Raw genomic sequence first — 14,702 nt, forward strand, 5'->3', positions numbered from 1 at the left:
GCGCAGACCGTAGTCGATGCGGTTGAGATAGCCGCTTCACCGCCCAGGCCCAGTCCCTCCGCCTTCCGGTGTCTGGCTACGCCTGGCGAGCATGCGGGGGAGGGGCCGCCGGCCTGACGCCCGGCGACCCCTGCCCGCGAAACGGCTGTGCTCAGTGCCCGTTCCGTGCCCGTTCAGTGCCCGTCGGTGGTGACCTGGTTGGCCGGAATCCAGTACCCGGCGAACTCCTCCGTGGTGATCCGCACCATCTGCCGCCCGTTCACGACCGCCCTGCGGTCGAACTGGAGCGTGCGCGGCTCGGTGTACTTCAGCGTCTTGAGCGTGCCGGCGACGCCGTTGGCACCGAAGCTGATCGCCTCGACGGAGGCGTTCGCGGCGATCGTGAGCGTGCGCGGCACCTGGTAGGCGACGGTCAGGAACTCACCGCGCAGGAACACCTTCGGGTAGGCCTCGCCGACCCAGTACCCCTTGTACGCACCGGCGCTGATCCGGTACCAGACGCCCGCGCCCTGGATGCGCCGCCGCACGTCGATCGGCGCCTGGGTGGCCCGCGCGAAGACGACCTTCTTCGAGCTGAGGATCTTGTCCGCCTTGGCCTTCACCCAGCCGCCGTCGGCATTGGTGTCCAGCTTGTAGAGGGTGTGCGTGCCGGCGGCGATGGCGATCACCGAGCCCGACTTCACGCCCGGCGGGACGTCGTCGATCAGCATGTCCAACTGGTGCGCGAAGACGACGCTGTTGGTCTGCCAGTGCAACTGCTGCCACAGCGCGATGTGGTGGTGGTGATACGTGTTCGCCGGGATCCGGTGCGTCTGGCAGTAGTACGAGAACCAGCGCGGGTTGCGCAGCAGGGCGAAGTACCGGGCGATCGTCGTGCACGCGCCGTCGTACAACTGGGCGGCGAGCTCGTTGCCGGTCAGCCGGAAGTAGTCCCAGATGCCGAACATGGCGAAGATCATGCCGTTGTACGTGTAGTCGCCGGTGCCGGCCGTCTTGAACGGGTACTCCTGGATCCACAGGTAACCGGCCTTGTCCCGGTTCACCACCCACGGGTTCGCGTTGTCGGCGCGCAGCAGCGAGGCGAACGCGCCGTCGGCGGCCGTTCGGTACAGCGCCCGGTCGTCGGCGCTGAGCCCGTCCTCCAACGCGGCGAGCTGGGCGAAGAGGCTGATCGCCTCGCCCTGCGCCATGCCGGAGTACCAGGGAGCCTTGTAGGCGACACCGCTGTGCTCGGCGTGGGTGAAGTCGAACGGGTACGGGAAGTACCAGGCGCCGCGCGTCTCGACGCGCTTGGCGATCAGCCGGTCGGCCTGCGCCTTGGCGCGCTGGAGGAACAGGGCCTTTCGGGTCGGGTCGGTCTCGACGCGGTAGCTGGTGATGCAGCCGAGGCCGAACTGGATCTGGCCCACGGGGTGGTCGTACGACTTCCCGTCCTCGGTGAACTTCATGTACACGCCGTCGGCGTTGAGGTGGTACGTACCCGAGGAGAGGTTGGCGTTCGCCCAGGTCGTGGGCCGGTTGCGCCAGGGCCGCAGGGGCTCCGGCAGATCCGGGACGATCTGGAAGCCGTCCTTCTTGAACTCGAACGGCAGGCTGGTCGGGACGTCCGTCTCGGTCGGCGTGCCACCCGTGTACGGGATGCGCGTACCGGCGCTGGGCGCGCTGACACTGCCGCCCTCGAGGGGGTCCGGCAGCGGCGGCACGGGGAGTGCCTCGCCGCTCGTGCCGGACGGCAGGCTCAGCGCGATCGACCGTGGCATGTTGGCGAACGGATCGGTCGGCGTCGGCGACTCGAACACCCCGGTCGCCATCGCGGTGACGGCCCCGCCCCCCACGACCGCGGCCCCGGCAGCACCACCACCGGCCAGCCGAATAAACCGTCTCCGCCCGATTTCGGCACGCCTCTTTCCAGCCATGACTCTGGTCCCCCCAAGGGTGTTGATCGGCGGTGATCGCCGGTGATCCGCAGATCATCCGCAGATGATCTTGATCGATGCCTATGTGGATCGGTGGATCTTATGTGAGATCTACGGGTTTCTGTGATGGTCAAGAGAAGTTCAACTGAAGGGGGTGGAGGGGTTATTGGGGCATATCGGCGCACTGGCGGACATTGGGCGAGGAGTAAGGGGTTTCTGTAACGGGACTGTGATCAGGCAGATATGCCGATGTCGGACAAATGCGCCTTGCGCGAGATCAAGAGCCGGTAAAGGATCGAGGTCGTTTAACTGGCTGTTCGGGGGCGGTGACTTTTGGTGTCCGGGGTGGGAATGGGCTTGAGGATGGGCCGGAGGCGAAGGGTCGTCGGCGTCGTATCGGCGGCACTTCTCCTGTCGGGCGTGTGCGGAATCGTTCCTTCGACTTCCGCCTACGCGGCCGGATGCACCGGCGGTGTGGACTCCGACTTCAACGGCGACGGCGTACGGGACACGGCGATCGCCGACCCGCAGGCGACGGTGTCGGGCCAGGAGGCGGCGGGCGCGATCCAGATCGTCCTCGGCGGCGGCAAGGGCGTGACGACCCTCTCCCAGGACACCGCGAACATCTCCGACGCCGCCGAGCCGGGCGACCGGTTCGGCTTCTCGCTCGCGGTGTACGACGCCGACCTCGACGGCTGCAGTGACATCGCTGTCGGGATGCCGTACGAGGACGTCGCGGCGGTCCAGGACGCTGGGCTCGTGCAGCTCGTCTACGGCTCGCCGACGGGCCTCGGCCAGGGAACCACCGCGAGCCTCGGCTTCCGGCAGGGAGCCGACGGCAACATGTCCAACACCTACGAGGCCGAGGACTGGGTCGGCTACTCGGTCGCCGCAGGCGTCTCGACGACCGGGGTGCCCTTCCTCGTCATCGGCGTACCGGGCGAGGACAGCTCGGGGCTCACGGACATGGGGTTCGCGGCGTACGCGTACGGGGTGACGCCGTCGGTCACCACGTTCCACCAGAACAGCCCCGATGTCTGGCACGACGCCGCGGCCGGCAACCGGTTCGGGTGGTCGGTGGCCGCGACCACCCGCCACTTCGTGGTGGGCACCCCGGGAGCGGCGATCGACTCCGCCGACCAGGCGGGCGGGGTCATCGCCTTCAGGCCCTCCCTCACCACCGACAACATCCCGCAGCCGCTCTTCGGCATCGGGCAGGACGGCACCGGAACCACGGACCGGACGGCCGAGACCGGCGACGGTTTCGGCACCTCCGTGGCCGTCGCCCCCTACCGGCCCTCGGGAGCCACCGCGACCACCGACTCGCTGGTGGCGGTCGGCGTCCCGAACGAGGACGTCGGCACGAAGGCCGACGCAGGGGCGGTCCAACTGCTCCAGATCGCCGAGGCGGGGACCGTGACCCAGACGCAGTGGATCACCCAGGACACCGTCGACGTCGACGAGACGGCCGAGGAGAGCGACTACTTCGGCCAGCGCGTCGCCGCCGCCAACACCGACCAGAGCGTGGTCGGCACGGCGACGACCATGCGGGTGGCGGTCGGTGTCCCGGGCGAGGAGACGGCCGCCGCGGCTCAGGACGCGGGAGGCGTGCAGATCTTCCCGATGCTGGGTGCCGCAGGGGCTTCGGACAGTTGGCTGCAGCCGGGAAGCGGGATTCCGGTCGCCGCCGCGCCCCGGCAGTTCGCGGGCATGAGCGTCGGCACCGGCGGCCCGCTGCTGTACGTCGGGCTGCCGTACGGGCCGACGGCGGGCCGGGCCGTCTACGGCTACGCGTGGACCGTGGCATCGGGGGGCGCGCCCGGCCAGACCTGGAAGCCCGGTGAGGGCGGGATCCCGGCCGGGGCCGGAGCCTTCGGCGCGGTGGTCCGCTGAGACGGCTGGGGCGGGACGAGTACATCGGGGACGAGCAGGTGAGATCAAGGGTGGGGAGTTCAGAGGTGTTCGCTCTCAAGCGGCGCCGGAGTCTGGCGCGCGGGGCGGTCGTGACCGTGACGGCGGGGGCGGTGCTCACGGCAGGACTGGTCGGAGTGCCCGCGAGCGGGCCGATGACGACGAAGGAAGCGGTCGCCGCCACGTCGAGTGAGGCGTCCGGCGACGGCAAGGCACTGTCCGAAGAGGCGGCCCAGACGGAGGCCACCGCGTCCGGGAAGCAGGTGGAGGCCGTCAACCTGCGCACCGAGCGCAGCGAGACCCTCGCCAACCCGGACGGCACCTTCACGCTCCGGGAGTACGTCCAGCCCGTGCGGGTGTTCAAGAACGGCACGTGGGCGGCGCTCGACACCACGCTCGTCCAGCAGCCCGGCGGGGCCTGGGCGCCGAAGGCGTCGACCGCCGACATGGCCATCTCGAACGGGGGCGAGGGCCCGTTCGCGACGCTGGACCGGGCCGGCAGACGGATGTCGCTGAGCTGGCCGGGGCCGGACGTGCTCCCCGAGCCGACGATCGAGGGCAGCACGGCCACGTTCGCCGACGTGCTCCCCGGCGTGGACCTGACCGTCACCGCCGACGTGGACGGCTTCTCGCACCTCCTCGTGGTCAAGACCGCCGAGGCGGCGGCCGATCCGCGGCTGGCGGAGATCAACCTGCCGGTCACGACTCGGGGCGTGACGCTTCAGACCCAGGCCGGGGGCGGGCTCGTCGCCGTGGACGACGGGTCGGACGGCCCGGTGTTCGAGGCGGCGCAGCCCCAGATGTGGGACTCGGCGGGCATATCGAGTACGTCGGGCACGTCGGGTACTCAGCGCAGTCTGAGCTCGGGCGGCGCGAAGGCCGCCCCGGCGCGTGGCCGCGGCGAGGATCTGACCGAAGGACCCGGGGAGGGCTCGCGCATCGCCCCCGTGAAGCTCGGCCTCCGCGGTGGCGCGATGGTGCTCACCCCGGACCGGAAGCTGCTGAAGTCGGCGACGTTCCCGCTCTACATCGACCCGGTGACCAAGACCTACACCCGCTCCGGCTGGACCATGGTCTCCTCCCACTTCTCCACCGCGGAGTTCTGGAAGTTCTCCGGCCACGAGGGGGTCGGCCGCTGCCCCGCAGACACCTCCGCGCTGTGCGCGAGCAGCGACGACAGAAAGCGTCAGTTCTACGCCATCCCGACCGGGACGCTCGCCGGCAAGGACATCATCGACGCGGACTTCGCGATCACCCTCGCGAACGCCTACAACGACACCGCGCGCCCGGTGGTCCTGTCGCGCGTCAACAGCACGGGCGGAGCCGCGATAGGTTCCGCGACCAACTGGGACAACCAGCCTTCTCCCAAGCAGACGGTCGCGTCCGCCTCCACGACGGCCCGGGCCGGAGCCTGCACCGCGACGAACCAGAACCTCCGCTTCAACGTGACCTCCGCGGTCCAGCAGGCCGCGGACAGCGACTGGGCGACGACCACGTTCCGCCTGGCGGCCTCCGACGAGTCGAGCTACGCCTACTGGAACCGCTTCTGCGGAAACGGCCAACTGGAGGTCAAGTACAACCGCCTTCCCCCGCAGCCGTCCAAGGCCGAGATGAGCATCTCGCCCGGCGGCAAGTGCGTGACCGGGGCGGGGCGACCCTTCCTCGACACCGTGCCGACGATGACGGCGGTCGTCCGCGACTACGACCACAACGACGTCGCCGGGCTGGCCGAGACGCTGAGCGCCCAGTTCGTCCTGTCGAAGCAGGACGCGACGACGGGCACCTGGACGCAGGTGTCAGAGCCGTTCCGCACGGCTCCGAAGACCTCGTACTCGGATCCGGCGGACAGCCAGACCGGGATGGCGAGGTTCTCCGCGAAGGCGGGGCTGACGGGGACCTACAGCGCCCCCCAGACCTTCACCCTTCAGGAGAACGTCGTCTACGCCTGGCAGGTCCGGGGCGGGGACGGCCAGGGGTGGGGCCCTTGGAGCAGCACATCGCCCCAGGCATGTGAGTTCGTCATCGACAAGACGACACCGGCCGCCCCTACGGTGACGTCACCGGAGTACCCGGACGACGACATCGCACACACGGGTGTCGGCGACTACGGCACCTTCACGTTCACGACGACCTCGACCGATGTCGTGTCCTACCGCTACGAGTTCGAGGACGGCACGAGCGGCTCCGTGTCCGCCCAGTCGGGCACGGGGCGGCCGGGGACGCTGCGGTGGGCCCCGTCCAGGTCCGGTCCGCGCAGCCTGACGGTCACGGCGGTCGACGCGGCGGGCAAGTCGGCACAGAACCCGGGCGGCTATCTCTTCATCGTCGCAGGCGGACGGGCACCGAAGGCCGCGTGGCGGCTGGACGACCAGGCCACCGCGACCGCCGCGGCGGGAAGAACGGGAGACCCCTCGGCCGCCAAGGGCGCCGGGGTCACCTTCGGAGCGACGAACCTCGGCGACAGGAAGGAGAAGGTCGCGGCCTCCTTCGACGGATCGCAGGGCGCTCACCTGTCCACGCCGAACCCGGTGGTGGACTCGGCCAAGTCCTTCTCGGTCGCGACCTGGGCCTACCTGCCCGCCCTGCCCACCCGTGACATGACACTGGTCAGCCAGGACGGTACGGCGGAGCCCGGCTTCGTGCTCGGCTACGACGGGGTGTCCCAGAAGTGGGAGTTCCGCTTCCCCGCCTCCGGAATCGACTCGCCCGGCGAGTGGCGCGTGCTGGACGACACGAAGGCGGTCGCCGGCCTCTGGGTCCACCTGGTCGCCGTCTACGACGCGGACCTGCACACGCTGCGCCTCTACAAGGGCGGCAAGGCTGCCGCGGCGCCCGTGCAGCGTCGTACGTCCTGGAACGCCACGGGCGGGCTGCAGATGGGCCGTTCCCTGACGCTGTCGGGCTACACGGGGCAGCTCAAGGGATCACTGTCGTCGGTGCAGGTGTACGACCGGCTGCTGTCCGAATCGGAACTGGCGGAAGTGAGCGACTCGCCGCCCGAGCAGCTCGCCTACTGGCCGCTCGACGACGCGACGAACGGTGTGTCCCCGGAGTCCGGTGGCACGGAAGGGCTGGCGCTGTCCGGCGGTGCGTCCGTGTACCGCGTAACGGACAACGTGTGCGACGAGCTCGACCCGACGTGCACGACGGTTCCGGCCCAGCCGATGAAGGGCGACGGACACCTTCAGCTCGACGGCACGAGCGGTTTCGCGCAGCGCGGCCCGGGACTGTTCGCCGCCCAGGGCAGCTTCGCCGTCGCGGCCCGGGCCCGGCTGGCCTCGCCCGCGCCGGGCAAGGACCAGACGGTGTTCTCGCTGGCCGGGACACAGGGGCAGGCAGCGGTCGTGAGGTATTCGAAGGCCGCGGAGCGCTGGCAGTTGGCGGTGACCGACCGGGACGCCACCGACGCGACCACGGTGACCGCCTCCCTGCCCAAGGCGGCGCCGCTGCCGTCCGTGGCGGGTGCCGGCGACCACCTGTTGGTGGCCTACGACGCCGTCTTCGGCGAAGTGAGGCTCTACGTCAATGGCGAACTGACCGGTGCGCAGACCCTGTGGCCGAACACCTGGGATCTCTCCACCGTGAGCGTCCAAGTGGGCCGCTCCATGACCGGTGCCACGGGAAGTGACTACTTCTCGGGCGCACTTGACGAAGTCAGCGCCTATCAGGGCGTCGTCGACCAAGGTCAGGCCGCGCGCGCTGCCGAAGCCGACACGACCTCCTAGCAGGACCGCAGCCGTGGTGGCGGTGTAACCGCCCCGCCACCACGGCCTCTACTCCCTTATCCCTTGTCCACTCCGTTCTTCACGGGAGCAACCATGTCCACGCCCGCGTGGTGGAGACCCCGTCCGGCGCTCTGGAACCACACAGTGCGACGCCGGGCGGCGGCCGTCCTCGGCCTGACGGTCGCGATCGGCCTCCTGCCGCAGTACGCGCCCCAGGCCGAGGCCAAAGGCCTGGGAAAACCAGGAACACAACAAGACGGCGACCCGGCCCGCGGCACCGACGCGAAGGCCGAGAAGCCGAAGAAGAACCCGGTCGACTCCGCCGTGGTCACCGACCCGGCGAAGGTGACCTGGCCCAAGCCGGGCCGCGCCGAGACGGCGGTCTCCACCAAGCTCGCGCAGCTCAAGGGCCTGCCCCTGAAGGCAGCCAGCCCCACCGCCTCCGGACCGGACGAGCTGGCCGTCGAGGTCGTCGACCACAAGAAGGCGCTCGCCGCAGGCGTGGACGGCGTGCTTCTGAAGGTCGCCCGCACCGACGGCGTGGACGCGGCCGGCCAGGCCAAGGTCCAGCTCGACTACTCCGGCTTCGCCGGCGCGTACGGCGGCAGCTACGGCTCCCGCTTGCGCTTCGTGCAGTACCCGGAGTGCCTCCTCACCACCCCGCAGAAGAAGGAATGCTCCACTCCGCGTGAGTTGAAGAGCGCCAACTCCGTGGCGGCCCAGACCCTGACCACCACGGTGGACGCCGCTCCCGACCGGACCGGCGTCACCACCCAGACCCTGAAGGCGGCGACCACCGGCGCCGCCGTCACGCTCCTCGCCGCCACCGCGGGCAGCTCCGGCGACCAGGGCAACTACGGGGCCACCTCGCTCCAGGCGTCGTCGGAGTGGAGCGTCTCCAACTCCTCCGGCGCGTTCAACTGGTCGTACCCGATGCGGACCCCGCCGGTCCCGGGCGGACTCGCCCCCTCGGTCAGCCTCGGCTACACCTCGCAGTCCGTCGACGGCCAGACGGCGGCCACCAACTCCCAGGGCTCCTGGGCCGGCGAGGGCTTCGGCTACGAGCCCGGCTACATCGAGCGCCGCTACAAGCCGTGCTCCCAGGACGGCCAGGCCAAGGCCAACGGCGACCAGTGCTGGGCGTTCGACAACGCCACGGTCACGCTGGCCGGCGGCACCTCCGGCGAGATCGTCAAGGACGACGCCACCGGCCAGTGGCAGCTCTCCAACGACGACAACTCGAAGATCGAGAAGGTCACCGGCGCGACCAACGGTGACAACGACGGCGAGTACTGGCGCCTGACGACCACCGACGGCACCGAGTACTACTTCGGCCTGGACCGCCTCCCGGGCTGGCGCGCCGACGACCCGGCGACCACCGGCACGGTGGACCCGGACCCGACGACCAACTCGACCTGGACCGTCCCCGTCTACGGCGACGACACGGGCGAGCCCTGTCACGCGTCCACGTTCGACGCCTCGTACTGCACCCAGGCCTGGCGCTGGAACCTCTCCTACGTGAAGGCACCCCGCGGCAACGTGATGTCCTTCTACTACGGCAAGGAGACCAACTACTACTCGCAGAACCTGAAGTACACGGAGAACGGCAAGCCCTACGTCCGCGGCGGCTACCTCGCGCGCGCGGACTACGGACAGCGCGACGGTCAGGTGTACACCACCGCGGCACCGGCCCGCGTGGTCTTCGCGACGGACGAGCGCTGCCTCGACGCGGCCGCCGACTGCGAGCCGGGCGACCTGACCGCCGCCACGGCCACCCGCTGGCCCGACGTCCCGTGGGACCAGAACTGCGCCGTCAACACGAAGTGCGAGGGCCAGAACTCCCCGACCTTCTGGACGCGCAAGAAGCTGTCGTCCGTCACGACGCAGACCCGGTCGGGCACCGGCTACTCCGACGTCGACCACTGGAAGCTGACCCACGTCTTCACGGACAACGGTGACGGCTCGAAGTCCCTGTGGCTGAAGAACATCGACCACGAGGGCCGGGTCGGCACGGCGACGGCGATGCCGTCCATCGAGCTGTACGGCAGCCAACTGCCCAACCGCGTCGATGTCGCGGGCGACAACATCCAGGCGATGAACCGGTTCCGCCTGTCCGGCGTGCTCAACGAGTCGGGCGGCCAGCTCAGCGTCGTCTACGCCCCCGCCGACTGCTCGGCCGCCGCGCTGCCGAAGGAGGGCGAGTCCACCAAGCGCTGCTACCCGGTGAAGTGGAATCCGCCGGGCGTCGAGGAGCCGATCACCGACTGGTTCCACAAGTACGTCGTCAGCATGGTCACCCAGACCGACCTGGTCGGCGGCACCCCGGACATGTCCACGTCGTACGACTACATCGGCGACGCCGGCTGGCGGAAGTCCCGCGCGGACGGCATCACCGAGGCGAAGTACCTGACGTGGGGCGACTGGCGCGGCTACGCCAAGGTGCGGGTGACGGGCTCGGAGGGCGGCGTTGCCGCGGCCGACAACACCCGTACCGAGCACGCGTTCTTCCGCGGTCTCGACGGAGACGCGACGGCGGCGGGCGGCACCCGCACCGAGACGCTCAAGGACTCGACCGGCACCACGTACACGGACGCCGACCACCTCTCCGGTTTCGAACTGGAGACGACCACGTACAACGGCTCCTTCAGCGCGGACGCGATCGTCTCCAAGAGCATCAGCACCCCCTGGACCCAGCGCACCGGCTCCCGCAAGCAGGACTGGGGCACGACCGAGTCCTGGTACCTGCGCCCGAAGGACACCAACAGCTACACCGCCCTGGAGGGTTACACCGCGCAGAGCCCCAAGTGGCGGGTGACGAAGAGCGCCAACACCTACGACACCGTCACGGGCCGGGCGACCAAGGTCGACGACCTCGGAGTCGACGGCGACGACACCGACAACCGGTGCACCCTCACGTACTACGCGGACAACGCCGCCAACAACATGCTGGCGTTCCCGTACCGGGTGCACACCACGGCGACCACCTGCTCCGACACCGCCAACCACGGCAAGGAGACGCTCTCCGACGACCTCACCTTCTACGACGGCCAGGCCCTCGGCACCGGCCCGACGAAGGGCGACACCACCAAGGTCCAGCGCCTCGCCTCGCTGACGGTCGACAACACCCCCGTCTACGAGACGATCACCGACCTCGCCCCCGCCGACTTCGACGCCTACGGCCGCCCGCTGAAGGTGAAGGACGCCGCTGGCACCGAGACCTCGATGGTCTACACGGACACCAACGGCCTGGCCACCAAGAAGGTCGAGACGAACACGCTGGGCTGGCAGACCTCGACCGACTACAACCCGGCCTGGGGCAGCCCGACGGGCCAGACCGACCCCAACGGCAGGCGCACCGACTTCGACTACGACGGCCTGGGCCGCCTCACCAATGTCTGGCTCCCGGACCTGCCGAAGACGAACTCCGATCCGAGCATCAAGTACGCGTACACCGTCCGCAAGGACGGGCCGTCCGTCGTGACGACGCAGAAGATCCAGAGGGGCGCGACGTACGGGGTTCCCGAGTACACCCTGTACGACGGCAACCTGCGCCCGATCCAGGTCCAGACCGAGGGCCCGAACAGCGGCCGCATGATCGCGGACACCTTCTACGACGGTCTCGGCCGCGTCGTGAAGACCAACGGCGACTACTACACGACCGGCGCCCCCAGCGGTACGCCCTTCGCGGTGGTCAACGGTGACGTCGACAGCCAGAACCTGACGCAGTACGACGGCGCGGGCCGCAAGACCGCCGACATCTTCGCGGTGGCCGGCGACGAGCGGTGGCGGACCACGTACGCGTACGGCGGCGACCGCGTCCACACCGACCCGCCGAACGGCCAGGCCCCGACCACGACGATCACCGACGGCCGCGGCCAGACGACGGAGATACGCCAGTACAAGGGCAGCGCCCCGCTGCCCACCGGCACCTCGGCGGACTACGTCTCCACCAAGTACACGTACAACAAGGCCGGCCTGCTGGGGACGGTGAAGGACGGCAGCGGAAACCTTTGGTCCTACGCCTACGACAAGCGCGGCCGCAAGACCGGCTCCGACGACCCCGACACGGGCCACACCGACTTCGCCTACGACATCCTGGACCGGCTGACGTCGACCACGGACTCCCGTGGCAAGAAGACCTCCACGGTCTACGACAAGCTCGGCCGCACCACGGCCACCTGGGAGGGCGAGCCCACCACCGGCAAGCAGTTGAGTGCCTTCAACTACGACGTGGTGGCGAAGGGAGAGGCCTACGGCACGTACACGTACGTGAACGGCTCGGTCTACGCCGCCAGACTGGTCACCCAACTCGACACCAGCTACCAGCCCCTGACCGTCCGCTACTCGGTGTCCAAGACGGCCGAACCGGAGCTGGGCGGCACGTACGACTACAACACGGCCTACAACACCGACGGAACCGTCCAGTCCACGAGGATGCCGGCGGCCGGAGGGCTGTCGTCGGAGGGCCTGTTCCCCGAGTACGACGGGCTTCAGCGCCAGACAGCACTGCACAGCGCCTACGGCTCGACGTTCGACAACAACACGATCGTCAACCTGGCCAGCTACTCCAACACCAGCCAGCTCAAACAACTGGAACTGAACAGCAACACCGACGGGGCGAAGAAGTCCTGGCTCACCTACGGCTACGAGCGCGGCACCAACCGCCTGACGAGCTCACGCGTCGACCGCGAAGGCGCCACGGCGGTCACCTACGACGCCCGCTACACCTACGACCAGGTCGGCAACGTCACGTCGATCACGGACAAGCCGACCGGTGGCCAGACGGACGCCCAGTGCTTCCAGTACGACTACCAGCGCCGGATGACCGAGGCATGGACGAGCACGACGACACCGGACAGCGCGATCGGCACCGGCGGCACGAACGCGGCGTGCTCCGCGACGCCTTCGGCGTCCTCCGTCGGCGGCCCGGCCCCGTACTGGCGCTCGTACCAGTTCGACGACGTGACGGGCAACCGCAAGAAGGAGACGGCCCACGGCTTCGGCACGACCGCCACACCGGACGTCACCCGCACCTACTCCTACGGTGACGCCGACCAGGACGGCACAGCGGGCGAAGCCGGCGACGGCGGCCCGCACGCCCTCACCAAGGTCGAGACGCTCACCCCGGCCTACCAGGGCAACCCGCAGGTCAAGTCCCAGGACACGTACAAGTACGACAGCACGGGCAACACGACCGCACGTGCCCTGAGCGGCAACACCCAGACCCTGGACTGGAACGCGCAGGGCAAGCTCGCCAAGGTCACCGGCGCCAAGACGACGGACTACGTGTACGACGCCTCGGGCCAGCGCCTGCTGCGCAACGTCGGCGGCGAGAAGACGCTGTACCTGCCGGGCATGGAACTGCGCCTCAACCCCACGACGAAGGCGGTCACCGGCACCCGGTACTACACCTTCGGCGCCCTCACCGTCGCGATGCGCACGGCGAGCGGAGTCCAGTTCCTGTCCTCCGACTCGCACGGCACGGCCGAGACAGCCATCGACGCGGCCACGGGTGAGACCACCCGCCGCCGCATGGATCCCTACGGCAACGAGCGGGGCGACGACGGCAAGACCTGGGTCAACGACAAGGGCTTCCTCGGCAAGACCGTCGACGAGTCGACCGGCCTGGTCAACATCGGCGCCCGTGAGTACGAAGCGGAGAACGGCCGGTTCATCTCAGCCGACCCGATCATCGACTTCTCCGACCCGCAGCAGATCAACGGCTACTCATACGCCAACAACAACCCCGTGGCCTTCGTCGACGCGACGGGACTGAGGCTCGCGGACTGCGTGGGAGGCTGGAGCGATTGCGGACCCGGTTCGTCGTTTGTCCCCAGTGGGTCCACCGGTGGCACCGGTGGCCTTCCCAGCAGCAACAGCAGCGGCAGCACGAGGACCGTCGCCGAGGAGAAGGCGGAGGATGCCCGGACGCAGGCGGACGCCGCCAAGCAACGCGTGAAGTCAGCGGCCAGGGAACTCGCCAAGATCGCGATGGACGAACTCGGCATCACGGACGGGCTGGACTGCTTCACCACCGGCAACCTGGGCGCCTGCGGGGCGACGGCGTTCAACATCGCCACCAGCTTCGCCGGAGGCCTGGTGGGCAAGCTGGCAGGAAAGTACGCGCTCTCATTTAAGTGGGCCAAGGGAGAGGCCCTCGCCAAGCGGATCTGGGGCCTTGGCCGCAAGCTGACCTCCGCGGCCAAGGACTGGTACAAGTCCAGCAAGCTGGCGAAGAAGGCCGAGAAAGAGGCTGAAGCAGCAGTCGAAGCAGGCGCGAAATGCAACAGCTTCATCCCGAAGACGAAAGTCCTGATGGCTGACGGAAGTCAGAAGTCGATCGAGGACATCGACATAGGCGACCGCGTCATCGCCACCGACCCGGAGACGGGTAAGACCGAGGTCCAGACGGTCACTGCGGAGATCAAGGGCAAGGGAACCAAGCACCTGGTCAAGGTCACCATCGACACCGATGGCGACAAGGGCCCGAAGACCGCATCGGTCACCGCGACCGACGGCCACCCGTTCTGGGTTCCCGAATTGCGTGAGTGGATCGACGCGACAGACCTCAAGCCAGGCGAACGGCTCCGCACCTCGACAGGCCCGCTCGTCCAGATCACCGCGATCCAACGCTGGACCCAGCAGTCGACGGTCCACAACCTGACTGTGAGCGACCTGCACACGTACTATGTGCTGGCGGGGGATACGCCGGTCCTTGTTCACAACATCGGTGGAAAGAAGGGCGGGTATGGAGATGCGTGCAAGCTCTTCTATCCCGGAGAGCATGCCGGAGGGACGATTCCAGCACGCAATCAGGGCCGCTCTTGGACGCAGGCTGAAATCGACCAGACAAACGTGAATGGAAATACCTACGGGTGTCATACATGTGGGACGAACAGATCCGGGTATCCTTCGGGAACATGGGTCAAGGACCATCAACCGGTCTCGACGTTTGTAGACCCCAGTGTTGAGCAGCAGCTTTTCCCTCAGTGTATGGTATGCAGTGGCAACCAGGGGAGAGCAGCAGCGCAAATGAAGCGCGATAAGATTAATCCATACACGGACTTTTAGGTTTTGGGGCGGCTCGCGCTTCCTGTCGATGATACGGCAGAGAGTGCGAGCCGCCTGACGTCCATTTAGTAGGTGTAGG

At 68.7% G+C, this 14,702-nt stretch carries 4 protein-coding genes; 3 read left to right on the plus strand and 1 reads right to left on the minus strand.

Going from position 1 to position 14,702, the window contains the following annotated elements:
- Positions 1 to 173: 173 nt before the first annotated feature.
- Positions 174 to 1,811 (minus strand): D-glucuronyl C5-epimerase family protein, encoded by a 1,638-nt coding sequence (locus tag BMZ82_RS21775; RefSeq protein WP_256252039.1) that lies wholly within the window; start codon positions 1,809 to 1,811, stop codon positions 174 to 176.
- Positions 1,812 to 2,390: 579 nt separating this feature from the next.
- On the opposite strand from BMZ82_RS21775, the gene BMZ82_RS21780 reads away from it, so the two are divergent.
- From BMZ82_RS21780 to BMZ82_RS21790, 3 genes are all read left to right on the plus strand, one after another.
- Positions 2,391 to 3,809 (plus strand): esterase, encoded by a 1,419-nt coding sequence (locus tag BMZ82_RS21780; RefSeq protein ID WP_093778301.1) that lies wholly within the window; start codon positions 2,391 to 2,393, stop codon positions 3,807 to 3,809.
- A 65-nt stretch (positions 3,810 to 3,874) separates the two neighbouring features.
- Positions 3,875 to 7,552 (plus strand): LamG domain-containing protein, encoded by a 3,678-nt coding sequence (locus BMZ82_RS21785; protein WP_093778303.1) that lies wholly within the window; start codon positions 3,875 to 3,877, stop codon positions 7,550 to 7,552.
- Between the two features lie 93 nt (positions 7,553 to 7,645).
- Complete coding sequence (locus BMZ82_RS21790; protein WP_093778305.1) at positions 7,646 to 14,623, plus strand: polymorphic toxin-type HINT domain-containing protein; 6,978 nt, start codon at positions 7,646 to 7,648, stop codon at positions 14,621 to 14,623.
- The last annotated feature ends 79 nt before the right edge of the window (positions 14,624 to 14,702 follow it).

This window comes from Streptomyces sp. yr375 (assembly GCF_900110755.1).
Lineage (GTDB): Bacteria > Actinomycetota > Actinomycetes > Streptomycetales > Streptomycetaceae > Streptomyces.

Coding starts and splice junctions, on each gene's coding strand:
- BMZ82_RS21775 (WP_256252039.1), bottom strand. CDS start 1,811: ATGGCGACCGGGGTGTTCGAGTCGCCGACGCCGACCGATCCGTTCGCC.
- BMZ82_RS21790 (WP_093778305.1), top strand. CDS start 7,646: ATGTCCACGCCCGCGTGGTGGAGACCCCGTCCGGCGCTCTGGAACCAC.